Here is a 22,975-nt window from a genome sequence, read left to right as displayed (position 1 = left end):
AAACGGGTGCGGCTGTGGGAAACAGGCGTTTCAGCGCGGGCGCACCGCGCACCGCACCACCAGATCGATGGCCGCGAGTCCCGCGGCGGCGACCAGTACCGTGGCCAGCGCCAGCCACGGACCGGCGTAGTGAGTGGATTCGAAGGCAGGCTGATCTCCCACCGCCGCGAACCAGGTCCGGTGCACACCGTGCCGCCAGATGGGCACGGCGGCCACCGCGCAGGCCACGACCAGCACCAGATCGAGCAGGATCCACAGCCGGCGCATCACGCGACATCCTCCTTGCCCTCGGACCCCACGTCGCCCTCGCCGTCCGAACCGGACGCCACCACCGAATTCTCCGCATCGTCGGCGCTCGCCGCGAGCACGGCCGCGGACTCCTGCGCCGGAGAGTCCGCGGACTTCTTCGCCGCGGGAGTCGATTCCTCGGCGAGCCGCTCGAGCGCGGCGCTCAACTCGGCGCGCAACTGCTGATGATCGCGCGCCCAGGCCTGCACCATGGCGCCGTCGCGCAATTTCAGGCCGATGCCGCGGCGGCGGCGCGGCACTCCGGTCAGTTCACCCAGCGCGCGGGCCGACTCCCAGGGATCGTCGTCCCACGATTCCTCGTCGTGTTCGGGAAAGACCCGCGCGATCGACTCCAGCGGCAGCGTTTCGGTGCCCTCGCGCAGCGCGGAGTCGGTGAGTTCGACGCTGACGTGGCGTTTTCCCGCAACGACCTGCAGAGTCACGAACCCGGCGAGCAGAATCGCGCAGAAGGTGAGGCCGAACCAGTGCACCGGGCCGCGCCGCAGCGCGAGTTCCAGGATCAGCACCAGCAGGCAGAGCAGCGGGCCGTAGGCGACCGTTCGCCAGCGGGCGCCGGGCTCGCTGAACAGCACGGAATCCGGCCGCACCGCGGCGGTGGATTGGGCGTCGCTCACGCAAGACCTCCGAATACGACGCGCGTGCCGGACCGAGCGGGTGGCGGCGGAGTCAGCCGACCTTCCCCGGGAGCAGCAGTCCGGCGAGGGTGAGCAGTGCCAGAAGCAGCAGCAGTCCCATCACCAGGACATCGCGTCGAATGCTTTGTCGCTGCTGAATCACCACGCGCATCGATGTCTCCGATCCACCGAAGCCATCCGTGCTGCGCTCTCATCGCGGTGACCGATCGATGCGACCACCGACCGAAAAACCACATCCGAGGAGCAACGCACAACCAACGACTTTCAGTTCCCGAGCTATCTGTGACAACCCTCACCATACATCCCGGTCGGCACGCGACAAATTCGGCCTCGCGTCTCAGTGGCCGTTCGCTCGGAAGAAAGCCTCGGATTCCTTTCTGCGGCAGAGGAATACGGCTCCGCAGGCCAGGACAGCCTGTAATATCGCCGCCGCCCCGATCAGCACCGCCGGGCCGCCCACGACCGCGCCGAGTCCGAACATCGACCCGACGGCGCCGAGCACCAGCACCACGGTCGCCACATCGGCAACCGTGCGCGCCCACAGTCGCCCGCGACCGAGCTCGTGCACCACGGCCACCGCGCCGATCCCGACGGCCAGGCCGTAGGTGAGGACCAGCACCTCGAGAATCGAGACCACGAGCTCCATCTGCGCCACGCTGAAGTCGGGCCGCTCGCCGTGCAGTTGATCGTAGAAGTCCTGGGCGACCTGGCGGCGATTACCGAGACGGTCGACCGCGCCGAGGATCAGCCGCAACACCCCGAGTGCGACCACGGCCCACCACAGCTGACAGGCGGTGCGCACATCTTCGGGTCTGGTTCGGATGCCGGGCTCGGCCGGCATTGTCGCCGGATTCACGACAGCCAGTGCGCGGCCTCGGTGGCCCAGTAGGTCAGCACGATATCCGCGCCCGCCCGGCGGATGCCGAGAAGCGATTCGAGGATGGCGCCGCGGCGGTCGATCCAGCCGCGTTCGGCCGCGGCCGTGATCATCGCGTACTCGCCGGAGATCTGATACGCCGCGACCGGAACCGGCGAATGATCGGCGACGTCGCGCAGGATGTCGAGATACGACATGGCCGGTTTGACCATCACGATGTCGGCGCCCTCGGCCAGGTCCAGCTCGAGTTCGCGCAGCGATTCACGCCGATTCGCGGCATCCTGCTGATAGGTGCGGCGATCGCCCTGCAGCGACGATCCGACGGCCTCGCGGAACGGGCCGTAGAACGCCGAGGCGTATTTGGCCGCATAGGCGAGGATCCCGGTATCGATGTGGCCGGCGGCATCCAGACCCGCGCGGATCGCGCCGACCTGGCCGTCCATCATGCCGCTGGTGCCCAGCAGTTCGGCGCCGGCCGCGGCTTGGGCCAGCGCCATCTCGACATAGCGGTCCAGGGTCGCGTCGTTGTCGACGGAGCCGTCGCCGGCCAGCACCCCGCAGTGCCCGTGATCGGTGAATTCGTCCAGACAGGTATCGGCCATCACGACGGTGTCGCCGCCGACCTCCTCGGTCAGCGCGCGCAGGCCGCGGTTGAGAATGCCGTCCGGGGCACTGGCCTGGCTGCCCACCGCATCCTTGTCCTCCGGACGCGGTACGCCGAACAGCATGAGCCCGCCGACGCCCGCGCCGACCGCCTCCGCCGCGGCCTTGCGCAGCGAATCCATCGAATGCTGGTACACGCCGGGCATCGAACTGATCTCGCGCGGTTCGGCCAGTCCGTCGGCGACGAACATGGGCAGTACCAATTGCCTTGGTTCCAAGGTGGTTTCGGCGACGAGGCGACGCATCGCGGGGGTACGACGCAACCGCCGCGGGCGGTCCATTCCGGTCATAACCGCACGATACGCCGCGCGAAAGCCCGGCTCCCAGGCACCTCCCGGCCGATTGGCGCGGATCACAGCCGGCAAATTCCGGGCGACGCGCGGGCGATCCGGCCGCGCGCCGAAACCCGTTGCGGGGCCCGGTTTTTGTCGGTGCCCTCCGGTAGAATCGAAGATGTGTTCGAGGGGATTCGTCGACAGTCGGACCGGCCTCGGTAGCGCGCTACTGCCCACGGCGCACGACCGAACGATCGGCGGTGGGACGGACTGCCCATATCCGTCCCGCCTTCGATTCCGTCCACCGACGACTCGGCGAATCTCCATCCGAGGGGAGGATTCTCATGCCCACCGCACCGACGATGATCGATCCCTACGCGCCGCTGCTGAAACAGCCTCTACCGGCCGGACGGCCGCGCTCCTGGTACGTCATGCACAATCGCAGGCTGAAGGCCATGCGACTGGCCATCGCCCTGCTCGACTCCGGCGTCTACCGCGCCAACCTCGCCGACAATCAGACCATCCGGCACACCGCCGAGGTCGTCGGCATCCGCCCGCCCTCGAACAAGACCTGCAGCCTCGTCCGCGACCTCATGCGCGTCCGGCGGGTGTGAGGTCTCCCGCTCAGCCGCTAGCGGCCCAGCCCATCGAGCCGCTAGCGGCTGCGGCGGCTCTTCTTGCGCGGCGGGGGCAGCAGGCCCTCGGCGCGCAGGTGGGCGGCGTGTTCGGCCAGGGCGTCGACCAGCGGGCCGACCTGGGCGATCTCGGGTTGCACATCCACGCGCAAACCGAATTCGATAGCCGTTTCGGCGGTTTTGGGACCGATACAGGCAACGATGGTGCGCGCGTGCGGCTTTCCGGCGATACCGACCAGATTCCGGACCGTGGACGAGGAGGTGAACAGCACGGCGTCGAAGCCGCCGGTCTTGATCATCTCCCGCGTTTCGGCCGGTGGCGGCGAGGCCCGCACGGTGCGGTACGCGGTGACATCGTCGATCTCCCAGCCGCGGTCGCGCAGACCCTCGGCCAGCGTTTCGGTGGCGATATCGGCGCGCGGCAGCAGCACGCGGTTGACCGGGTCGAAAACATCGTCGTAGGGCGGGAAGTCGGCCAGCAGACCCTCCGAGGACTGCTCACCGCTGGGCACCAGTTCGGGGTTGATACCGAACGAGCGCACCTTGTCGGCGGTCGCCTCACCGACGCACGCGATCTTCACACCGGAGAAAGCCCGTGCGTCCAAACCGAATTCGCCGAACTTCTCCCACACCGCGCGCACGGCGTTGGTGGAGGTGAACACCACCCACTGGTAACGACCGTCGACCAGGCCCTTGACCGCGCGCTCCATCTGCGCGGGGCTGCGCGGCGGCTCGACGGCGATGGTCGGAACTTCCATCGGGATGGCGCCGTGCATGACGAGCTTCTCGCTCATCTCACCGGCCTGCTCCTTGGTGCGCGGCACGAGCACGGTCCAGCCGTACAACGCCCGCGACTCCCACCACGACATCTTGGAGCGCTTCTCGACCTCCTTGCCGACCGTGACCACGAGCGGTCCGACCAGCTCCGAGGCGGCGGAGTTCAGGGTGGCCAGCGTCGCCTCGATGGTGCGCTGCTGCCGGGTGGTGCCACGCACGGTCACCGCGACCGGGGTCTGCGGGGCGAGGCCGTGCTCGACCAGCGCGCTCGCGGTCTCGGCCAGGTGGCCGGAGGTGGCGTGCAACACCAGCGGGCCGGGGGCGGCGGCGACGGAGGCCCAGTCGACCTCGCCACGCACGTCGACCTCGGTGTGCGAGGAGCCGAGCGCGATACCGGCATACGCCGGCACCGTGGTCGCCGACGGCAGCCCGGGCAGCACCTCGAAGTTCATATGCGACCGGGTGACGGCGTTGACCTCGGAGATCACCGAATCGGTGGTCATCGGGTCGCCGGAGACCAGCCGCACCACATCGTGTCCGGCGCGGGCCTCGTGGACCAGCGTCTTCGCGACCTCGGCCGGCTCGCCCAGCGCGGGGCGCACGTCGACCGCGGATTCCCCGTCGGGCCCCGGCTCGACGGCGGTGCCGATCATGGCCAGCACGCCCTTGTCGACATCGGGATCGGTGAACGCCAGGCGCGCTCGTCCCAGCACCTCGCGGGCGCGGACCGTGAGCAGCGCCGGGTCACCAGGACCCGACCCGACGAACAGAATCCGACCGGGATGTTTCTTGGTGGCTCGGCTCATGGCTTGTTCTCCATCGGGCTGGGATTGGTGAAGTCGGACGCGCCGGCGGATACCTCGCCGGCCAGCAGGTCGCGCGCCCCCAGCTCCAGGAGCTCACGCGCCAGATCGCGGCCCAGCTGCTCTGCGTTCGCGAGCGAGCCGACCGCCGAGGCCCGGATGACATCCGAGCCGTCGATCGCCGCCGCGCCGCCGCGCAGCGACAGTTCCTCCACCACGCGGCCCTCGTCGTCGAGCGATTCGACGACTTCGGCGAGCGCACCGACCGGCGCCGTGCAACCGGCTTCGAGTTCGGCGAGCAGCGCGCGTTCGGCGACGACCGTGGCGCGACTGCCCGGATCGTCGAGGGTGGACAGGATGCTGACGAGATCGCTTTCCTCGCTGCGGCATTCGACCGCGAGCGCGCCCTGAGCCGGTGCCGGCAACATCTGCACGGGCTCGAGGGCCTCGGTGACCGAACCGAGCCGGTCCACGCGGGACAGCCCGGCCCGCGCGACGACCACGGCGTCGAGTTCCCCTTCGGCGACCTTACGAAGTCTGGTGTCGATATTGCCGCGCAACGGCACGATCTCGAGACCGAGTCCGAGTGCGCGCAACTGGGCGGCACGCCGCGGCGCGGAGGTGCCGACCCGGGATCCGGCGGGTAGTTCGCCCAGCACCAGGCCGTCCCGGGCGACCAGGGCGTCACGCGGATCCTCGCGCGGCGGAATCGCGGCGATGGTGAAGCGGGGGTCCGGCGCGGTGGGCAGATCCTTGTAGGAGTGCACCGCGATGTCGACGGTCCCGGCGGCCAGTTCCTCGCGCAGCGCGGCGGTGAACACCCCGACGCCGATCTTCTCGACCGGGTCGGACGACTGGTCGCCCGCCGTCTTCACGATCACCAGTTCGGCGTGCTGCCCGGTGGCGATCAGCGCGTCGCGCACGGTGCCGGCCTGGGTCAGTGCCAGCACGCTGCCGCGGGTGCCGATCCGCCACGGGGCGTCGGTGGTGCCGCGTCGCGTCATGTCGTGCTCCTGCGTGTCGACCCCGGTGGCCGCGCCCCCGAATGCGGTGGCCGTATCAGCGCTCACTGCGGATGCCCCTGTTCGTCTCCGAGATGGCTCGTGGTGAAGTCGTCGGCCAGTTCGCCGCCGAGGGTGGCGATTTCCATCGGCGCCGCAACAGCTTGTGCCGCACCGGGTTTCAATTCGAACAATTCGCGCAGCGCTTCGGCGTAGCTGCCGCCGCCGGGCGCCGAGGCCAGCTGCTTGACCCGGACCGTGGGCGCGTGCAGCAGTTTGTCGACCACCCGGCGCACCGTGCGGGCCACCTCTTCGCGCTGCGGATCGCCGAGATCGGGCAGTTTGGATTCCAGCCGCATCAGTTCCGCCTCGACCACCTCGGCCGCGCGCTGGCGCAGGGCCGCGACGGTCGGGGTCACCTCGGCCATCCGCTGGCCGGACAGATATTTGGCGAGCTCCTCGGCGACCAGGGCGCGCGCGGCGCTGGTGTCGTCGGCCGCCGCACCCGCCGCGGGATCGCGCTGCAGCGTCTCCATATCGATGACGGTGATATCGGGCAGTCCGGCCACCGCGGGATCCACATCGCGCGGCAGTCCCAGGTCGCAGATCACCATCTGATGTCCGGCGCGGGAGACGTTGAGGGCGCGGTGGGCGTCGGCCAGGCTCACCACCGAACCGACCGCGCCGGTGCTGGTGATCACGATGTCGGCGTCGGCCATGGCGTTCACCAGGTTCGACAGTTCCATCGCGGTCGCCGGTGCGCCGTGCATGGTGGTCGCGGTGTGGGCCAGCCGCTGGGCACGCTCGAGGGTGCGGTTGACCACGATGATTCTGCCGATTCCGGCCCGTGCCAGATGGGCCACCGACAGCCCGCCCATCGCGCCCGCGCCGACCACGACCGCGGTGCGCCCGGCCAGATCACCGAGCACGTTCGCGGCGCGATCCAGCGCGACCGACACCACCGAGGCGCCCGCGCGGTCGATCCCGGTTTCCGAATGCACCCGCTTGCCGACGCGCAGGGCGTGCTGGGCCAATTCGTGCAGGGTGCGTCCGGCGGCCTGCTGGGCATCGGCGGCGGCGTAGGCCGAGCGGATCTGGCTGAGCACCTGCTGCTCGCCGACGACCATCGAATCCAGGCCGCTGGCCACCGCGAACAGATGTTCGGCCGCCGCCTCGCTGTAGCGCACGTAGGCGTGTTTGGTCAGTTCGGGCAGCGGCAGATCGGAATGCCGGGCCAGCAGATCGCCGACCTCGGCGAGCCCGCCGTGGAAGGCGTCGACCACTGCGTAGATCTCGACGCGGTTGCAGGTGGAGACGATCATCGCCTCGGAAATGTGCTGGGAGGCCAGCATGCGATCGGTCAGCTTGGGCCGGTCCTCCTCGGTGACCGCGACCTTCTCCAGCACCGCCACGGGAGCGCTGCGATGCGAAATTCCGACGAGAAGCACACTCATGGTGCGACCACCGATCCCTTGCTGGTTGGCTCCGTTGCCGAATGCGAGGTTGTCTTGCGGGGTGCGGGCTGGTGGGCCGCGCGGCCGGCCATCCGCCGCCCGATCGGGGTGGATACCGCGTGCACCGTCTCCCCCGCGGCGACGCGCTCGGTCGCGGCCGGTTCCGCGGCCTCGAGTTCCGCGCTGCGAGCGCGCTCGAACGACAGCATCTGCAGTTCGACGGCGAGGTCGACGCGGCGGACCTCCACGGTGGCCGGAACCGCGAGGTTCACCGGCGAGAAGCTGAGGATGCACTGCACCCCGGCGGCGACGAGTTCGTCGCAGACGCCCTGGGCCGCGGCATCGGGAACGGTGACGACCGCGATCGTGGGGGCGAGTTCGGCGACCGCGGCCCGCAGCCGGGCGGTGTCGAGCACCCGCAGCCCGGCGACCGAGGCGCCGATCACCGCGGGATCGTTGTCGAAGATGCCGACCATGGTGAATCCGCGCCGCGAGAATCCGCCGTAACCGGCCAGTGCCCGGCCCAGATTTCCGGCGCCGACCAGGATCACGCGATGGCCGTCGGCCAGGCCGAGGACGTCCTCGATGCGGTTGCGCAACTTGGCCACGTCGTAGCCGACGCCGCGAACCCCGTTGGGGCCGAGGAAGGATAGATCCTTGCGAAGCTTCGCCGAACCGACACCCGCCGCGACAGCCAGTTCTTCACTCGATACGATGAGCACACCCTCGTCGGCCAGGACGGCGAGCACTCGGAGGTAGGTGGCCAAGCGGGTCACCGTCGCCTGCGGGATGTCCTTGTTGATGGATTTGCCGGAAACGCTGTTCAGAGCTCTGCCGGAGACGCCACCTGGCGTCTCATGCTGCTCTGTCACGTCGTTCGGCTCCTCGTCCGGCCGGGGGGTAGTGTCCGGGTTTTCGCTTGGTCCGCCGCCGATACCGGGCACAGGCATCGGTATCGGATCGGTATTGATACACGGGGTGCGGTTGCGTCCGCCGCCAGAAGCAGGCGGGTCGCGTGTCACCACCGTAACCGCTTGTGAAGCCCTGCACAAAGTCGGTGAATTCAGTCACTCTCCACTCGTCGGCTTCACGAATGCCTGCTCACATTCAACCGCCGTGGCACGGGCTTCGGTGCAGGCACGCCGGACCGGCGATTTCGTCGCGCGAATCCGGCGATTCGCGGCTAATCGCAGGTCTGTCGGCGCCGTGGCATTTAATGGCGATATGAGTACTGCCACGCATTCGGTGACTTTGCTGACTCGTGACGGCTGCGGTATGTGCACGGTCGCACTGACGCAACTGCGCGCCATCTGCGCGGACTTCGGGCTGGAGCCGGCGACCGTCGATGTCGACGCGGCGGCGGCCACCGACCCGTCGCTGCGGGCCGAGTTCGGCGACCGGCTGCCGGTGGTGCTGCTCGACGGCCGTGAACACAGCTACTTCGACGTCGACGAACCGCGATTGCGGGCCGATCTGAGTCGCTGAGCACACATCGCCGAGCAGCCATCGGGACCACGCTGTGCTCGGCTAATGTTGGAGTGTTCGCGCGAACAGGCGGAGGTACTGGTGCCGGAACGATCGAAAGATGCGAGGACGGGCTTCATCGCGGGCAGGTTCGGCGAATTCCCGGCGCGCTGGGGGCAGGGTCTGTCGGACCAGCTCACACGGATCGCGCGCAGCCCGTTCGGGCCCAGCGAGGAGGAGGTACGCGCCAACCTCGCCGGTGAGGCCAGCGCCGACGCGGCCCTCGCACTGCACGACGCGGAATTGGCCGAAACCTTTGGCGCCGAATCCGATTCGGAATTACCGCCACACGCACGCCCGCCCCGCGACCTGACCGCGGCGGCATTTTTCGACGTGGACAACACGATGGTGCAGGGCGCCTCGATCGTGCACTTCGCGCGCGGCCTGGCGGCGCGGAAATATTTCAAGACTTCCGACCTCGTCGATATGGCCTGGAAGCAGGTGAAATTCCGGGTCACCGGCAAGGAAAGCCAGGGCGATATGGCCAGCGGTAAGGAAAAAGCGCTGTCATTCATCGCCGGCCGCTCGACCGCCGAACTCGCCGCACTCGGCGAGGAAATCTACGACGAAATCATCGCCGACAAGATCTGGCCCGGCACCCGCGCGCTGGCGCAAATGCATCTGGACGCCGGGCAGCAGGTGTGGCTGGTCACCGCGACGCCGGTGGAACTCGCACAGGTCATCGCGAAACGCCTCGGGCTGACCGGCGCGCTGGGCACCGTCGCCGAAAGTGTGGACGGCGTCTTCACCGGACGGCTGGTCGGCGATATTCTGCACGGCCTCGGTAAAGCACATGCGGTGCGCACCCTGGCCATTCGCGAGGGTCTCAATCTCAAACGCTGTACGGCCTATTCCGACAGCCACAACGACGTGCCGATGCTCTCGCTGGCCGGTACCGCGGTGGCGATCAACCCGGATTCGGACCTGCGCGAGGTCGCCAAGAACCGCGGGTGGGAGATTCGCGATTTCCGGACCGGCCGCAAAGCCGCCAAGATCGGCGTGCCCACCGCATTGGCGCTGGGCGCGGCCGGTGGCGCGGCGGCCGCCGTGCTCACCCGCAAGCGCGAACACCACGGATGAGATTTTCCGGGGCGAAGTGATCGAGCCTCCTCGCCGCAGCGAGGAGGCTCGATTTCCGGCTCTGTTCGGCGTCAGCCGGTGAAGGGGTTGCGCCGCTTGGTGAGCAGCTTGTACAGCGTCTGCTGGATGGTTTCGCGGACCTGATCGGTGACTTCGAACATCGTCATCGGATCGTCGGCCGCCTCCGCCGCGTAATCCTCGGTCGCGATGGGCTTACCGAATTCGATGGTCCACTTCGACGGCAACGGAATCGCACCCAGCGGTCCCAGATGCGGAAATGTGGGAGTCACCGGGAAATACGGCAATCCGAGCAGCCGCGCCAACGGCTTGATATCGGCGAGTTTCGGATAGATCTCCTCGGACCCGACGATCGAGCACGGAATGATCGGCACACCGGTTTTCACCGCCGCCGAAACGAATCCGCCGCGGCCGAAGCGCTGCAACTTGTAGCGCTCCGCATACGGCTTGCCGATGCCCTTGAAACCTTCCGGGAACACCCCCGCGACCTCGCCCGACCGCAGCAGCCGTTCGGCGTCGGCCGGGCAGGCCAGGGTGTGGCCGGCCTTGCGGGCCAGCCCGCCGACCACCGGCATCTCGAACACCAGATCGGCGGCCAGCAATCGCAGCGACCGATGGGCGGGATGCCGATCGTGTACCGCCAGCTGCAGCATGAGCGCGTCCAGTGCCACCACGCCGGCGTGATTGGAGACGACCAGCGCACCACCGGAGGACGGAATGTTCTCGATGCCGTTGACGTCCACCCGGAACCACAGATCCGACAGTGGTCGCAGCGTCGGCAGGATGACCGATTGGAGCAGATGTTCGTCGCGACCGAACTCGTCGACCTGGTAGTCCCCGGTGAGGCGGCGGCGGGCGAAATCGGCGGTATTGCGAATACCGCCGGCCACCGCACCCCGCACCAGATCACCCAGCGAGCGCGGCGGCGCCGATTCGGCCAGCCGCTCGGTCAACGAGGTCACCGGCTGCAGGGCCGACTCCCCGGGCCAGCGCCGCGATGCCGGGCGCTGCCGGGCCTCGAAATCCGTCTCGTGCAGGTGAATGACTTTGGCCACGTCGTTCATCGATGTGCTCCCGTCCCGGCCCCGACGAGGCCGAGGAGTCTGTTTTCTGCGGCGTCGATCCAGCGCGGATCGATGACGGGCCGCAACGCTGCGCCCCCGATGAAGTCGTCGAACGCCTGCACCGTCGTCCAACGCGGTGCGAAGCCGAGTTCGCTGCGCATTCTCGTGGTGTCCAATCCACAGCCGTAGTGGAAGTAATCGATCTGCTCGGTGGTGAACTCACGCATCACCGGGCCCATGAACGACCGGCCGACCGTCTGGAAAACACTCATCGGCACCGGTAGTTCGACGCGACCCGCGCGACGGATGGCCTGCGACAAAGCCAGCGACCCGTCCCCGGCGACGTTGAACGTGCCGCCTGATGCGGAATGCGCCGCATGCGCCAGCGCCGCGATCGCGTCCTCTTCGTGCAACAGCTGCATACGGGGGTCGCGGCCGAAGATCGTCGGCGTGATCGGAGAGCGAAAATACTGCACACCCCGGCCCGCCAGCCGCGGCCCCACAATCGGTGGAAATCGAAGGATCACCGCGGCGATATCCGGACGCCGACGCGCCATTCCACGGACGAATCCCTCGACCTCGATCATATCGCGCGCGAACCAGCCCTTCGGCGGCGTGCGCGCACTCATTTCCTCGGTGAATTTCGCCGGATCCTTAGGACCACAACCGTACACCGCCGAGGAGGACCGGAGCACGACACGGCGCACACTCGGTGCCTTCTGACAGACCGCCATCAGCTGCATGGCGCCGAAGACGTTGTAGTCCTTCATCGCCGCCCGGCCGCCACCGGCGGGCGGGCGGGAGAGCACGGCCGGATGCACGACGGTGTCGACCTTGTTTCCGTCGATCACCTTGCGGATCAACGGATTTCGAATGTCGGCGCGAACGAACTCGGCCCGTCCCATGCGACGCAGCAGATCGCGGCTGGGCATGCGGGCGTCGACGGCGATGACGCGTTCGATCGCGGGATCGGCCGCCAGCCGAGTGACGACATTGCCGCCGAAGAAGCGGCTCGCGCCCGTGACGAGAACGACTTTTGGCGGCTGGTCGTCGCGGCCAGCCGTACGCCCGTCCCGCATATCCGAACCCACGCCGAATCCCACCTGTGCACCCCTGCTTTGGCTAGTTCCGTTAACCAGAGTAGCGGCTGTTACGGAGGTGGCCGACAGTATTTACCAGGATCTAACGATGACTTCAGTCACCGGAAACAAATGCTGAAGCCCGCCACCTGAAACGGTGGCGGGCTTTCAGCTAATTTCCAGCGTGTAAGACTTATTTGCCGAGTTTGCGACGCTGCACGCGCGTACGGCGAAGCAGCTTGCGGTGCTTCTTCTTCGACATCCGCTTACGGCGCTTCTTGATCACAGAACCCATAGGGTTGTTCCTCGCGTTCTCTCTCTACCCTCGGCACGCACGCCGGTTACGTACGCCCATCTTCCGGTTCGCTCGGCGGCCGCCTGGCAACCAGTGTTCAGCTCCCGACCTGACCCAGATCGGCAGCGGGTAACACAACGGTGGTTCATCGTACCGGGCCAACCCACGGCGAACGAAACGGGCACCGATGTGCCCGGTCGCCGACACCGCCGACCGGCGTCCACACGTCTCTACCCGGCGTCGAAGTACGACGTCTGCAGGTAGTCGTGTACCGCCTTGGCGTGTACCCGGAACGATCGACCGACTCTGACAGCGGGTAGTTCTCCCGAGTGAACCAGCCGATACACCGTCATCTTGGAAACCCGCATCAGATTCGCCACCTCGGCAACGGTGAGGAACTGCGTTCCTCCACCGCCGATGACAGGACCGGAACTCGCAGAGCTGTTTCCAGACATCATTGCGCCACTGACCTCCGGCACGTCCGCGCCGCCGGCTTCCCCACCGGCGGAACAGACACGCACGTGCTCCCTCGAGCTTAGCGTGACCAGTGGGATTGCTGCGACGGGTGGGAGAAATAGCAGTGTCACCAGCGGATGTCACGTCACACCCGGCGGCCACCGCGCGGTTACTCGCCGGTCGCCCCCTGTTCGACCGAGCGGCGCTTGGCCGCGTGCAGCGCCTCCCAGAACGCCGAACGCACGCCGCCGCGCTCGAGCTCGCGCACGGCCGCCGCGGTGGTCCCGGCCGGCGAGGTCACCGCGGCACGCAACTCCGCGGCATCCTGGCCGGATTCCTCCAGCAGCGCCGCCGAGCCGAGCATGGTCTGCACCACCAGTTCGGTGGCCACGTCCCGGGTCAGCCCGAGGCCGACACCGGCCTCCACCATGGCCTCGACCACCAGGAAGAAGTACGCGGGTCCGGAGCCGGACACCGCGGTCACCGCGTCCATCTGGCTCTCGGCGACGGTGACGACCCTGCCGACCGCGCCCAGCAGTTCCGAGACCGTGTCCAGCTCGGCGGATTTGGCGTGCCGGCCGGCCGCGATCGCGCTCATGCCCTGGCCGACCAGCATCGGGGTGTTCGGCATGACCCGCACCACCGGGAATCCGGCGGGCAACTTCGACTCCACCCGGGCGGTGGTCACGCCGGCCGCGAGCGACACCAGGATCTGATCGCGGTCGTTGTCGAGTTCGAGTTTGCCGAGTTCGGTCAGCACGGCGTCGACATCGTGCGGCTTCACCGCGACCACCAGCACATCCGCGCCCGCCGCGGCCTCGGCCAGACTGTCGGTGACGCGGATGCCGAACCGCTCGCTCAACACCTGCGCGCGGGCCGTCACCGTCTCGACCACGACCAGATCCTTACCCGGTCGCCCGGCCTCGAGCAGCCCGGCGATCAACGCCTCGCCGATCCGTCCGCCACCGATCACCGCAATTCTCGTCATGAGGCCCAAGGCTATCCGTGCGCGGCGAGCGATGCGGGGCAGGGGCGATCAGGGACCGGCGAGGCAGCGAATCAGCGCGGCAGCGGAATCAACGCGAGCTGGCGGGTCTGCGCCACCACCGCGCCCGTGCTGTCGAGCACCAACTGGTCCTCGTCGAACATGCGCTCACCGATCTCGTGGGCGGTCGCGATGACCCGCAGCCAGCCCGGCGCGGGCCGCCGCCGCAGGTAGGTGGTGAGCTGCACGGTCGGCGCCCAGCCGAACCGGCCCATATTCATCGGCACCGGCGGGCTCATATCGCCCGCCATCATGGCGAAATAGGCGGCGACGTCCGGATCGCTGCCGTCACCGGCGCGCGGACGGATCCACAACCGCAGCCGGGGCTCGCCCCGCTCGCCGGACAGGAACCGCGCCCAGGACGGGTCGATCGCCACCGACGCGCCCCGTGCGACGTTGACCAACCGGCCCATCGGAGAATCCGGCGCGTCGTATCCCAGGGCGTCGGCGGGGGGCTCCGGCGGCATATCCGCCACGGTCTCGCGGCGATAGGCCGGTTCGGCGTCATCGAGGTGACCGAAGGTGAACGCCGAATGCACCAGCGTGCGGCCACCCTGGACCAGATCGGCGTCGACCAGGCAGATCTGGCGGCCCGTCTTGCGGATACGGACCTCGTACTCGACCTCGCCGGGATCGGGGGCGCCGAGAAAATCGGTGCTCGCCGCGATCGGGAACATCTCGGCCAGATCGGGGTGCGTGGTGCGCAACCGGGTGGTGGCGGCTGCCGCCGACGCGGCGATCATGGTCCCGCCGTGCAGTTTCTTACCGATCGTCCACACCGGATCGATGACGCCGCGATAGCGCGCGAGCTCCGCGGAAGCCTCCACCTCGGTCACCGCGCACACCCGGCTGAACGGTGCGTCGTCCACCTCCGGTCGTACCGTCTCGACCGCCAGTTCCGTCACCCCGCCGCTCCTCTCCGTGGGCCCAGCCGGTTCCGACCGGCTCGTACACCGTATAAGTCTGCCGGAAGGTCGCTCGATTCCCTACGGGTGTGACGAACGCCTTCCCGCGCGGACTGCCCGTACGCCCCGGGCACGAGGACATATGAACGGTCTCGGCCCGCCTCGATTTTGGAGCGACGGAGGGAGGGAGCGCAGCGACTGACCGGAGGAGTGAAAATCGAGGCGGGCCGAGACCCGCCGGAGCGAAGCGGAGGCAAATCAACCCTGCCGGGTCGGTTCCCGCCCCGGCGCCGGCTGCAGATTGTTCAGATGGGTGCGGGCGAACCGCAGCGACCGCCCCAGCATCGCCGCGCGGTCGGCGGTGGTCCGCGCGTTCTGGGTGTTCACCTCGATCACGGCATGACCGCGGAAATCGTTGCGCACCAACGCTTCACACACTTCCACACAGGGCTGCGCACCCTCACCGGGAACCAGGTGTTCGTCGTGCGCGGCGCCGCGGCCGTCGGCCAGGTGCAGGTGCGCCAGACCGCTGCCCATGCGGTCGGCCAAGGTCAGCGCGTCCATTCCGGCGGTCGCGGTGTGCGACAGATCCAGGGTGTAGTGCCGGAAGCCGGTGTCGGTCGGATCGTAGGACGGGCTGAACGCGGTGACGGAAAGTCCCGGTCCGCCACGGCGTTCCAGCCGGCGCGCCGAGCCGGAGCGACGCCCGAACAGCGTGTCGGCGCGCATGGGGAACATGTTCTCCACCGCGACGACGACCGGACTGCTGTCCTCGAGTTCGCCCACCTGCTGCGCGAAGCCCTCCGCATAGCGCCGCTGCCAGCGGAAGGGCGGATGCACCACCACGGTCGCCGACCCCAGCGCCTCCGCGGCCCGCACACTGCGTTCGAGCTTGGCCACCGGATCGGCACCCCACACCCGCTGCGAAATGAGCAGACAGGGCGCGTGCACCGCCAGCACGGGCACCGAGTACCGGCGCACATACGACTGGACGGTGGCGATGTTCTGGCTGGCCGGTTCGGCCCAGACCATCAATTCCACGCCGTCGTAACCCAAGTCGGCGGCGTACCGGAACGCCGCCTCGGTGTTCTCCGGATAGACCGACGCCGTCGACAACCCCACCTGAACGGTGGTCCCCACCTGACCGCTGTACCCCACTTGCTGCTCCCTGCTCAGTTCGTGCTGAGAAGAAAGGCTAGCGGTCCGAGCGTCACGAAGATGCCCACAACGACCGCGATCACCGTGCTGAGGATGTCGTCGGTGCGGCGCAGTACGCGAACCAGCGCGACCAGACCGAGGATCACGACCATCGCCAGCACCAGGGCCACGAACGGCATGATGTCCCACATCTGCTCGAAGCCCTTGAACAGCAACATTCCCGCGACCGCCGCACCGACGGCCTGGCCGCCCAGGATCATCCACTGCCGGCGGTTCAGGTCCTCGACCGAGCCGCGGCGCGGAGCCGGCCGGCTCAGCTGCGGCAGTTTGTCGCGCAGCGAGAATCCGCGCGGGGCGGCCCGGCGCCGGCGCGGGGTGGCCTCGATCTCCTCGTCGTCGAGCAGATCGTCGTCGTAGTCGTCCTCGGGCTCGTCGAGTTCGACCGGTGCGTAGAACTCGGTGCGCGCCTCGGCCGGATCGAGCAGATCGATGACCCCGCGGCGCGGCCCGCGATCCCGGCGCGCTGCGGCTTCGCGCCGCTCCTCACGAGCTCCGGCGTCGCGCAGCAGATCTCCGGCAACGGTCTGCCCGGACAGCAGCGGCTGCTCGGAAGCGGCCAGCGACCATCCCGGCGACCGATCCTCGGCCGGCTCGTCCTCGTGGCCGCCCGGTCCGGATTCGTCGAAATCACGGGGAGCCGAAACCGGAGCACCCGGCCGCCGCCGGGCCGACCACGCGGGGAGACCCCGGCCCGCGTCGGCGCCGTTGCGACCGCCCGCGAGGCCGTCGGGCGCATCGGCCCCGTCGCGTCCCGGCTTCGCACCGTTGCGGCGCGGCAGATCCGCGCGGCCCGGGGTGGGGTACTCGGGGGCACCGAATTCGCGGCCTGCCGGAGCGCCGAATTCGCGGGGCGGCGAAGAAGTTTCGGGCGGGCGTGGCGGCGCCCAGGCAGTAGTCGGCGGCGTGGCGTCGGTTCCCATCCCGCCCCGGAACGGCGGCACCATCACGGTGTTGCGCTCGTCGGGCTCCGGCCGATGCCGGCGCCCGGTCCGACCCGAATCCACCGGCGCTTCCGGAGCGGCGAACGAACCCGCCGCCTCCCGCTCGGCCAGCGCCTCCCGCAGTTCGCGGCGGGCGCGGCGGCCGGTGGGCGCCGGCGCGGAATCCACGCCGTACGGGGCGGGAGCGCCCTCAGGCGCGGCGTGCCGGGTGGAATCGGGCTGGGCGTCGTATCCGGAAGCGCCGTATCCGGGAGCGTCGAATCCGGGTGCCGCGCCGAACTCGGGCGCTGAGCCGTATCCGCCCGGCGATTCGAACGAGGCGGACGGTAAACCGCTCGCCCCGTATCCCGGCGAGTCCCAGGAGTTCGGCGCGCTCGGCGCCTCCGGAGCGGCGGCCAGCGGATCGTAGAAACTGATCGGGCCGGACAGCGGTGATTCGGCTTCGTACCCGGGTACCGAGAGCTGGAAGTCGGGCATCGGTTCCGGATCCGGCTCGGCCTCCGGGGCGGCGTGCGAGGAGGAACCCTCCCGGACCGCCGGCAGGTCGCCGGTCAGGTCGGTGACCGCGATGCCGCGTCCGCCTCTGCGGCGCCGCCCGCCGCCCGACGCCGGAACTCCCTGGCCGTTGCGCGCCAGCAGTTCGGCGACCGACAGCTGGGTCGAATCCTCACTCATGCCGGCTCCTTTCCGATAGACCGCTGCCCGAATCGATCATCCCGATACGGCCTCGGTCGGGCCCGGCACTCCGATGGGCCGAGTACTACCCGGACCCGGGTCGGTACCCGGGTCGGTATCCAGTTTGCGCAGGATCAGTCCTTCGCGCAGCGCCCACGGGCAGATTTCGAGCGTATCGAGGGACAATGCCCGCATACTCGCCTCCGCCACGAGCGCGCCGGCCACCAATTGCTGGGACCGGTCGGAACTGACACCTTCCAATTCTGCGCGATCGGCGGCGGTCATCCGAGAAATGAATGCGATCAACTGCCGCAGACCGGAACTGGTGAGACTACGCCGCACGCGCGGTCCCGCGGCCGAAGGGGCGGCTCCGGTCAGCCGGGCCAGCGAGCGGAAGGTTTTCGAGGTGCCCACCGCCAGATCCGGGCGCCCGACCTCCAGCAGTTGTTTGGCCGGGATCACCAACTCGGCGTCGAGCCAGTCCCGCAGCACCGCCACCCGCCGCTTGCCCGGCGGATCGCCGTTCAGCCAGTCTCTGGTCAGCCGGCCCGCGCCCAACTGCAGCGACAGCGCCGCATCGGGCGCCTCGTCGCAGCCGTTGCTCATCTCGAGCGATCCCCCGCCGATGTCGAGGTTCAGAATGCGCCCCGCACTCCACCCGTACCAGCGCCGCACCGCCAGGAACGTCAGCCGGGCCTCGTCGACACCCGACAGCACCCGCAGATCGACACCGGCGCGCGCGCGGATCTGCGCCAGCACGGCATCGGAATTGGCCGCCTCCCGCAGCGCCGAGGTCGCGAAGGGCATCAGCTCCACGCAGCCGGAAGTCTTTGCGATACTGGCGAATTCGGTGATCGTCTTGGTGAGCTTGGCCGCGCCCTCGGGCGTGATGCAGCCCGCGTCGTCCATATTCTCCGACAGCCGCAGGGTGGCCTTCGTCGAGCTCATCGGCATCGGGTGCCCACCCCGATGCGCGTCCACCACGAGCAGGTGGACGGTATTACTTCCCACATCGAGAACACCGAGCCGCACATGAATACGGTACCGGGGACGGTGCGAGCACCGGAGGACGAATCCGAACTCCCCCGACCCACCAGCCCGGGAGTGGGGCTCGAGCGGGGAAGCTGTTAGCGTCTGGCGATGTGACCGCAGGAGCATCCGCGCCCACCCCCTTCTCGCCGGACACGGCGCCGACCGGGCTGCGACCAGCTGCGAAGATCGATCCGGCACCGGAGGTCGATCTCGACTTCCTGCGGGAGTGGATCGAATTCGTCGATCCCGCAAACGCCGAGCATCTGATCGCGGCCGACCTCACCTGGTTGCTGTCGCGCTGGACCTGTGTCTTCGGCACGCCGGCCTGCCAGGGCATCATCGAGGGCCGCCCGGACGACGGCTGCTGTTCGCACGGCGCCTTCCTCAGCGACGACGACGACCGCAAGAAGCTGGCCAAGGCCGTGAAGATGCTCACGCCGCAGGACTGGCAGCTGATGGACGAGGCGCGCGACCGCGACGGCAAGGTCCGCAAGAAGCTGTATCTGGAAGAGGACGAACTCGACGACGAGCCGGCCATCCGCACTCGCCGCTACGAGGGCGCCTGCATCTTCCTCAACCGTCCGGGCTTCGCCGGCGGAATCGGCTGCGCCCTGCACACGATGGCCCTGCGCAAGGGCATCGAGCCGCTGACGGTGAAACCCGAGGTGTGCTGGCAGCTGCCGATCCGGCGCACCCAGGACTGGGTCGACCGGCCCGACGGCGAACAGATCCTGCGCACCACCATCACCGAATACGACCGGCGCGGCTGGGGCCCGGGTGGCCTGGATCTGCACTGGTACTGCTCGGGTTCGCCCGACGCGCATGTCGGCAGCCGCCCGGTCTGGCAGTCCTACGCGCCCGAACTGATCGAATTGATCGGGCAGCCGGCCTACGACGAACTCGCCCGGCACTGCCGCCGGCGCGAAGGGCTGGGATTGATCGCGGTGCATCCGGCCACGACCGCCGCGCGCGAGAAGACGGAAACCGACCCAGCCGGGAATATCTGATCCGCCAACCCATTTCGTACGAATATGGGTATTGCGCCGGATACGCCGGCATCCGAGTCCTCCGTCGCCGAGACCGACTCCGCGGGATCCGATTCTGCGGTATCACGCCCCGGCGCACCTCGAATCCTGTTGATTTCCGGAAGTACCCGGCCGGGATCCACCAACACCGCCGCGTTGCGCACCTTCGCCGAAATCGCCGCACCGGAATGCACCGCGGAATTGTTCACCGGATTGGTCGATATTCCGGCCTTCGTTCCCGGTGACCAACCCGCCCCGCCGGCGGTGCACGCGTTGCGTGAGCGACTCGCGGCCGCCGATGCCGTGGTGTTCTGCGCGCCCGAATACGCCGGCTTCATTCCCGGCAGCCTGAAGAATCTGCTGGAGTGGACCGTCGGGGCCGCGGATCTGCACGAGAAACCGGTGGCCTGGATTTCGGTGGCGGCCGCGGGCCGCGGTGAAGGTGCGATCACATCGCTGCGCACGGTGCTCGGATATGTCGGCGCGGTGGAAATCGAATCCGCGTGCCGGCGAATGACGGTGCTGGGCAGCATGATCGGGGCCGACGGAACGATCGCGGACGCGACGGTGCGACAGGCTCTCGCCGAATCCGTCGCCGCGATCGGCGCCTATCTCTCGGCCGCGGCCGCGTCGCGGGAATTGTGAAGTATCTCTGTACGGTCATCGCCTCGCCATGCGCGCTTCACATACCCGTGATAGGCATAAACCATGATGAGGAAATTCTTGGCTACTGCAGCACTCGCCGCCGGTGCGGCCCTGACGCTGGCTCCCGCCGCGCACGCCGATCCCGCCACCGATCCGGCGCACTACTCGCTGCAGAACGACAACTTCGTCGTCTACAACGACCCGGCGGTGCTGTCCGCGAAGGAGAACGGCAAGCAGGTCATCGTGAGCCCCTACGGCACCTCCCGCCCGATCGCGTGCCACGACGACACCGCGCCGCTGGACGACTGCTGGCAGCGTGACGACTTCGGCTGGTTCCAGCTGCAGAAGCAGGAGCTGCCGCAGATCGGCACCGCGTGGGTGCACGTCGTCTAGCCGACGGCAGCCGACGTCGATTCGACAAGTCGATTCGAAAAGTCGATACGGAAAAGCCGCGAGACCCGTCGGGCCTCGCGGCTTTCTCGTTTCCGCGGCTTCCTCGTTTCCGCGGCTTCCTCGTTCCGGCGGCTTCGCCGTTCCGGCGGAATCAGGCCTCGAGCTTGTACCCGAGCCCGCGCACGGTCACCAGATGTTCGGGCTTGGCCGGATCGGCCTCGATCTTCGACCGCAGCCGCTTGACGTGGACATCCAGGGTCTTGGTGTCGCCGACGTAATCGGCGCCCCAGACGCGGTCGATCAGCTGGCCGCGGGTCAGCACCCGGCCGGAATTGCGCAGCAGGTATTCGAGCAGATCGAATTCCTTCAGCGGCAGCGTCACCGACTTGCCGTTGACCTGCACGGTGTGGCGGTCCACATCCATGCGCACCGGGCCGGCCTCGAGCACGCCGCTCTCGCCGGACCCGTCCATCTCCTCGCCGGCGCCGCGGCGCAGCACCGCCCGGATGCGGGCGATCAGTTCCCGTGAGGAGTACGGCTTGGTGACGTAGTCGTCGGCCCCCAGTTCCAGGCCGACCACCTTGTCGATCTCGCTGTCGCGCGCGGTCACCATGATCACCGGCACACTGCTGCGGGTGCGCAGCTGCTTGCACACGTCGGTGCCGCTCATCCCGGGCAGCATCAGATCCAGCAGCACGATATCGGCGCCGGAGCGGTCGAATTCCGACAGCGCGGATGGCCCGTCGCCCACGACCGTGACCTCGAAGCCCTCCTTGCGCAGCAGGAACGCGAGCGGATCGGCCAGCGACTCCTCGTCCTCGACGATCAACACACTGGTCATCGGGTTGCCTCCACACCGTTTTGTCCGGTCCGCCGGCGCGGACCGTCGTCGTTCTTGCCCACCCCGATTGCGGTGGGGCTCTTCCTCTCCGCCGGGGCGGCGGAATTCTGGTTGCCGGATTCGACCGCTGGAATACGCAGCGTGAACGTGGAACCGGTGCCCAATTTGCTCCACAACGTGATTTCCCCGTTGTGATTGGCGGCCACGTGCTTGACGATAGCCAGCCCGAGCCCGGTTCCGCCGGTGGCGCGCGAACGCGCCTTGTCCGCGCGGAAGAAACGTTCGAAAACCCGTTCCTGGTCTTCCTTGGCGATGCCGATGCCGCGATCGGTGACCGCGATATTGACGTGGCCGTTGCGCAGCGAACGGCTCACCGACACGTGCGAACCCTTCGGCGAATAGTTGATCGCGTTCTCGACCAGATTCGACAGTGCCGTCACCAGCAGAGTTTCGTCGCCGAGTATCTCGAGCCCGCTGTTGGCGTCGGTGCTGACGGTGATTCCGGCGGCCTCGGCGGCGGTGCGGGACCGTTCGATCGCGGCATTGACCACCGTGTCGACGTCGACCGCCTCGAGCTGCGGCAGCTTCTCGGCCCCCTGCAGCCGCGACAGCGCGATCAGCTCGGTGACCATCTTGCCCATCCGGTTCGATTCGCTGACCAGTCGCTGACCGAAATGCCGCACCGAATCCGGATCGTCGGCCGACTCCAGCATGGCCTCGGCGAGCAGACTCATCGCGCCGACCGGGGTCTTGAGCTCGTGGCTGACATTGGCGACGAAATCGCGGCGGGTGGCCTCCATACGGGCCTGTTCGGAGTCGTCGTCGGCGAACAGCACGACGAAGTTCGAATCGCCGCGCGAGAGCGGACGGGCCACGCCGCGCACGGCGATACTATTGCGGCCGGGCAGCGGATTCTTCAGCGTCTGGTCGAACTCGACGTCCTCGCCGGTCGCGATCACCTTCTCCACCGCCGCCCAGGCGCGTTCGTCGAGCAACCGGTTGCGGACCAGGCCCAGTTCCTCGGCGCGCGGGTTGACCAGCACCACGTCGCGATATTCGTCGACCACGGCGATGCCGCTCTCCGAGGCCAGCACGATCAGATCCAGCACCTGCGACATGGTCAAGCCGGATTCGGCCGCGCGGCGCTCGGCTTGCCGGGCGTTCATGTACGGGATGACCAGGCCACCGACGGCCAGACCGACTACGGCCGCGAGGACTGCAAGCAGCACGGCCTGGGGAACGCTCACATAGAGAATCGTACGGTCGCGGACACGTACTCCAAACCCGGGTTGACGAAGTTTCGCGCAGGT

24 protein-coding genes and 1 pseudogene are annotated in these 22,975 nt (G+C 68.4%); 6 read left to right on the top strand and 19 right to left on the bottom strand.

Going from position 1 to position 22,975, the window contains the following annotated elements; all coding sequences use genetic code 11:
- Positions 1-30: 30 nt before the first annotated feature.
- The 4 genes and pseudogenes from AC5592_RS23285 to hemB all read right to left on the bottom strand — a co-directional run bounded on the left by AC5592_RS23285 (position 31) and on the right by hemB (position 2,774).
- Positions 31-270: a hypothetical protein gene (locus AC5592_RS23285; RefSeq protein ID WP_143860068.1), complete on the bottom strand. Its 240-nt coding sequence runs from the start codon at positions 268-270 to the stop codon at positions 31-33.
- A 110-nt stretch (positions 271-380) separates the two neighbouring features.
- Positions 381-896, bottom strand: a pseudogene (gene mce1N / locus AC5592_RS23280) (transport-regulating membrane protein Mce1N); the annotation flags it as partial.
- 385 nt (positions 897-1,281) lie between these two features.
- On the bottom strand, positions 1,282-1,800 hold the full coding sequence (locus tag AC5592_RS23275; RefSeq protein ID WP_063065421.1) for a hypothetical protein: 519 nt from the start codon (positions 1,798-1,800) through the stop codon (positions 1,282-1,284).
- Positions 1,797-2,774, bottom strand: a complete 978-nt coding sequence (gene hemB / locus AC5592_RS23270) for a porphobilinogen synthase (RefSeq protein WP_063065420.1) — start codon at positions 2,772-2,774, stop codon at positions 1,797-1,799. The genes AC5592_RS23275 and hemB overlap by 4 nt, the downstream gene beginning before the upstream one ends.
- 329 nt (positions 2,775-3,103) lie before the next feature.
- On the opposite strand from hemB, the gene AC5592_RS23265 reads away from it, so the two are divergent.
- On the top strand, positions 3,104-3,373 hold the full coding sequence (locus AC5592_RS23265; RefSeq protein ID WP_036505990.1) for a hypothetical protein: 270 nt from the start codon (positions 3,104-3,106) through the stop codon (positions 3,371-3,373).
- Between the two features lie 41 nt (positions 3,374-3,414).
- Here AC5592_RS23265 and AC5592_RS23260 read toward each other — a convergent pair whose 3' ends face one another.
- The 4 genes from AC5592_RS23260 to AC5592_RS23245 form a co-directional block, all read right to left on the bottom strand.
- Positions 3,415-4,977, bottom strand: a complete 1,563-nt coding sequence (locus tag AC5592_RS23260) for a bifunctional uroporphyrinogen-III C-methyltransferase/uroporphyrinogen-III synthase (protein ID WP_036505992.1) — start codon at positions 4,975-4,977, stop codon at positions 3,415-3,417.
- Positions 4,974-5,978 carry a hydroxymethylbilane synthase gene (hemC, locus tag AC5592_RS23255; protein WP_036506065.1) on the bottom strand — a complete coding sequence of 335 codons (1,005 nt, stop codon included), beginning with the start codon at positions 5,976-5,978 and terminating at the stop codon, positions 4,974-4,976. The genes AC5592_RS23260 and hemC overlap by 4 nt, the downstream gene beginning before the upstream one ends.
- A 62-nt stretch (positions 5,979-6,040) precedes the next feature.
- On the bottom strand, positions 6,041-7,429 hold the full coding sequence (locus AC5592_RS23250; RefSeq protein ID WP_036505994.1) for a glutamyl-tRNA reductase: 1,389 nt from the start codon (positions 7,427-7,429) through the stop codon (positions 6,041-6,043).
- Positions 7,426-8,301 carry a redox-sensing transcriptional repressor Rex gene (locus tag AC5592_RS23245; protein WP_063065439.1) on the bottom strand — a complete coding sequence of 292 codons (876 nt, stop codon included), beginning with the start codon at positions 8,299-8,301 and terminating at the stop codon, positions 7,426-7,428. The genes AC5592_RS23250 and AC5592_RS23245 overlap by 4 nt, the downstream gene beginning before the upstream one ends.
- 352 nt (positions 8,302-8,653) lie before the next feature.
- Here AC5592_RS23245 and AC5592_RS23240 point away from each other — a divergent pair, with 352 nt between their 5' ends.
- On the top strand, positions 8,654-8,914 hold the full coding sequence (locus AC5592_RS23240) for a glutaredoxin family protein (protein WP_036505996.1): 261 nt from the start codon (positions 8,654-8,656) through the stop codon (positions 8,912-8,914).
- A gap of 81 nt (positions 8,915-8,995) precedes the next feature.
- The gene (locus AC5592_RS23235) at positions 8,996-10,033 is read left to right on the top strand and encodes an HAD family hydrolase (protein WP_371507423.1); all 1,038 of its coding nucleotides are present in this window, start codon (positions 8,996-8,998) and stop codon (positions 10,031-10,033) included.
- A 71-nt stretch (positions 10,034-10,104) separates the two neighbouring features.
- Here the strand turns inward: AC5592_RS23235 and AC5592_RS23230 are convergent, their stop codons facing one another.
- The 9 genes from AC5592_RS23230 to AC5592_RS23190 form a co-directional block, all read right to left on the bottom strand.
- A complete protein-coding gene (locus tag AC5592_RS23230) occupies positions 10,105-11,115 on the bottom strand; it encodes a lysophospholipid acyltransferase family protein (RefSeq protein ID WP_063065419.1) in 1,011 nt (336 codons plus the stop codon).
- Positions 11,112-12,194, bottom strand: a complete 1,083-nt coding sequence (locus tag AC5592_RS23225; protein ID WP_051025205.1) for an NAD-dependent epimerase/dehydratase family protein — start codon at positions 12,192-12,194, stop codon at positions 11,112-11,114. Before AC5592_RS23225 ends, AC5592_RS23230 begins: the two co-directional genes overlap by 4 nt.
- A gap of 193 nt (positions 12,195-12,387) precedes the next feature.
- Positions 12,388-12,489: a 30S ribosomal protein bS22 gene (locus AC5592_RS23220; protein ID WP_003402602.1), complete on the bottom strand. Its 102-nt coding sequence runs from the start codon at positions 12,487-12,489 to the stop codon at positions 12,388-12,390.
- Between the two features lie 230 nt (positions 12,490-12,719).
- Positions 12,720-12,947 carry a helix-turn-helix domain-containing protein gene (locus AC5592_RS23215; protein ID WP_030516190.1) on the bottom strand — a complete coding sequence of 76 codons (228 nt, stop codon included), beginning with the start codon at positions 12,945-12,947 and terminating at the stop codon, positions 12,720-12,722.
- 167 nt (positions 12,948-13,114) lie between these two features.
- Positions 13,115-13,933, bottom strand: coding sequence for a pyrroline-5-carboxylate reductase (proC, locus tag AC5592_RS23210; RefSeq protein WP_036506000.1), 819 nt, complete (start codon positions 13,931-13,933; stop codon positions 13,115-13,117).
- Between the two features lie 71 nt (positions 13,934-14,004).
- Positions 14,005-14,835 (bottom strand): thioesterase family protein, encoded by an 831-nt coding sequence (locus AC5592_RS23205; protein WP_051025206.1) that lies wholly within the window; start codon positions 14,833-14,835, stop codon positions 14,005-14,007.
- 318 nt (positions 14,836-15,153) lie between these two features.
- The gene (locus tag AC5592_RS23200; RefSeq protein WP_036506002.1) at positions 15,154-16,035 is read right to left on the bottom strand and encodes a sugar phosphate isomerase/epimerase family protein; all 882 of its coding nucleotides are present in this window, start codon (positions 16,033-16,035) and stop codon (positions 15,154-15,156) included.
- Between the two features lie 32 nt (positions 16,036-16,067).
- Positions 16,068-17,729 (bottom strand): Rv0497 family membrane protein, encoded by a 1,662-nt coding sequence (locus AC5592_RS23195; protein ID WP_036506004.1) that lies wholly within the window; start codon positions 17,727-17,729, stop codon positions 16,068-16,070.
- 36 nt (positions 17,730-17,765) lie between these two features.
- Positions 17,766-18,761, bottom strand: a complete 996-nt coding sequence (locus AC5592_RS23190; RefSeq protein ID WP_051025200.1) for a Ppx/GppA family phosphatase — start codon at positions 18,759-18,761, stop codon at positions 17,766-17,768.
- Between the two features lie 167 nt (positions 18,762-18,928).
- Between AC5592_RS23190 and AC5592_RS23185 the strand changes: the two genes are divergently transcribed.
- The 3 genes from AC5592_RS23185 (at position 18,929) to AC5592_RS23175 (ending at position 20,824) form a co-directional block, all read left to right on the top strand.
- On the top strand, positions 18,929-19,768 hold the full coding sequence (locus AC5592_RS23185; protein WP_063065437.1) for a DUF3109 family protein: 840 nt from the start codon (positions 18,929-18,931) through the stop codon (positions 19,766-19,768).
- A 24-nt stretch (positions 19,769-19,792) separates the two neighbouring features.
- Positions 19,793-20,431 (top strand): NADPH-dependent FMN reductase, encoded by a 639-nt coding sequence (locus AC5592_RS23180; RefSeq protein WP_083871305.1) that lies wholly within the window; start codon positions 19,793-19,795, stop codon positions 20,429-20,431.
- Positions 20,432-20,509: 78 nt separating this feature from the next.
- Positions 20,510-20,824, top strand: a complete 315-nt coding sequence (locus tag AC5592_RS23175; RefSeq protein ID WP_143860062.1) for a hypothetical protein — start codon at positions 20,510-20,512, stop codon at positions 20,822-20,824.
- 151 nt (positions 20,825-20,975) lie between these two features.
- Here AC5592_RS23175 and AC5592_RS23170 read toward each other — a convergent pair whose 3' ends face one another.
- Both AC5592_RS23170 and AC5592_RS23165 read right to left on the bottom strand, forming a co-directional pair.
- Positions 20,976-21,665: a response regulator gene (locus AC5592_RS23170; protein WP_030516181.1), complete on the bottom strand. Its 690-nt coding sequence runs from the start codon at positions 21,663-21,665 to the stop codon at positions 20,976-20,978.
- Positions 21,662-22,912, bottom strand: coding sequence for a sensor histidine kinase (locus AC5592_RS23165; RefSeq protein ID WP_030516180.1), 1,251 nt, complete (start codon positions 22,910-22,912; stop codon positions 21,662-21,664). The genes AC5592_RS23170 and AC5592_RS23165 overlap by 4 nt, the downstream gene beginning before the upstream one ends.
- Positions 22,913-22,975 lie beyond the last annotated feature (63 nt).

The sequence above is a fragment of the Nocardia violaceofusca NBRC 14427 genome (genome assembly GCF_963869435.1).
GTDB classification, from domain to species: Bacteria; Actinomycetota; Actinomycetes; order Mycobacteriales; family Mycobacteriaceae; genus Nocardia; species Nocardia aobensis.
The sequence above is the reverse complement of the archived record's forward strand: the minus strand, read 5'-3'. Positions and strand labels throughout refer to the sequence as shown.

Coding starts and splice junctions, on each gene's coding strand:
- AC5592_RS23195 (WP_036506004.1), bottom strand. CDS start 17,729: ATGAGTGAGGATTCGACCCAGCTGTCGGTCGCCGAACTGCTGGCGCGC.
- AC5592_RS23230 (WP_063065419.1), bottom strand. CDS start 11,115: ATGAACGACGTGGCCAAAGTCATTCACCTGCACGAGACGGATTTCGAG.
- AC5592_RS23215 (WP_030516190.1), bottom strand. CDS start 12,947: ATGATGTCTGGAAACAGCTCTGCGAGTTCCGGTCCTGTCATCGGCGGT.
- hemC (WP_036506065.1), bottom strand. CDS start 5,978: ATGACGCGACGCGGCACCACCGACGCCCCGTGGCGGATCGGCACCCGC.
- AC5592_RS23250 (WP_036505994.1), bottom strand. CDS start 7,429: ATGAGTGTGCTTCTCGTCGGAATTTCGCATCGCAGCGCTCCCGTGGCG.
- AC5592_RS23170 (WP_030516181.1), bottom strand. CDS start 21,665: ATGACCAGTGTGTTGATCGTCGAGGACGAGGAGTCGCTGGCCGATCCG.
- proC (WP_036506000.1), bottom strand. CDS start 13,933: ATGACGAGAATTGCGGTGATCGGTGGCGGACGGATCGGCGAGGCGTTG.
- hemB (WP_063065420.1), bottom strand. CDS start 2,774: ATGACCGGAATGGACCGCCCGCGGCGGTTGCGTCGTACCCCCGCGATG.
- AC5592_RS23240 (WP_036505996.1), top strand. CDS start 8,654: ATGAGTACTGCCACGCATTCGGTGACTTTGCTGACTCGTGACGGCTGC.
- AC5592_RS23265 (WP_036505990.1), top strand. CDS start 3,104: ATGCCCACCGCACCGACGATGATCGATCCCTACGCGCCGCTGCTGAAA.
- AC5592_RS23220 (WP_003402602.1), bottom strand. CDS start 12,489: ATGGGTTCTGTGATCAAGAAGCGCCGTAAGCGGATGTCGAAGAAGAAG.
- AC5592_RS23225 (WP_051025205.1), bottom strand. CDS start 12,194: ATGCGGGACGGGCGTACGGCTGGCCGCGACGACCAGCCGCCAAAAGTC.
- AC5592_RS23180 (WP_083871305.1), top strand. CDS start 19,793: ATGGGTATTGCGCCGGATACGCCGGCATCCGAGTCCTCCGTCGCCGAG.
- AC5592_RS23260 (WP_036505992.1), bottom strand. CDS start 4,977: ATGAGCCGAGCCACCAAGAAACATCCCGGTCGGATTCTGTTCGTCGGG.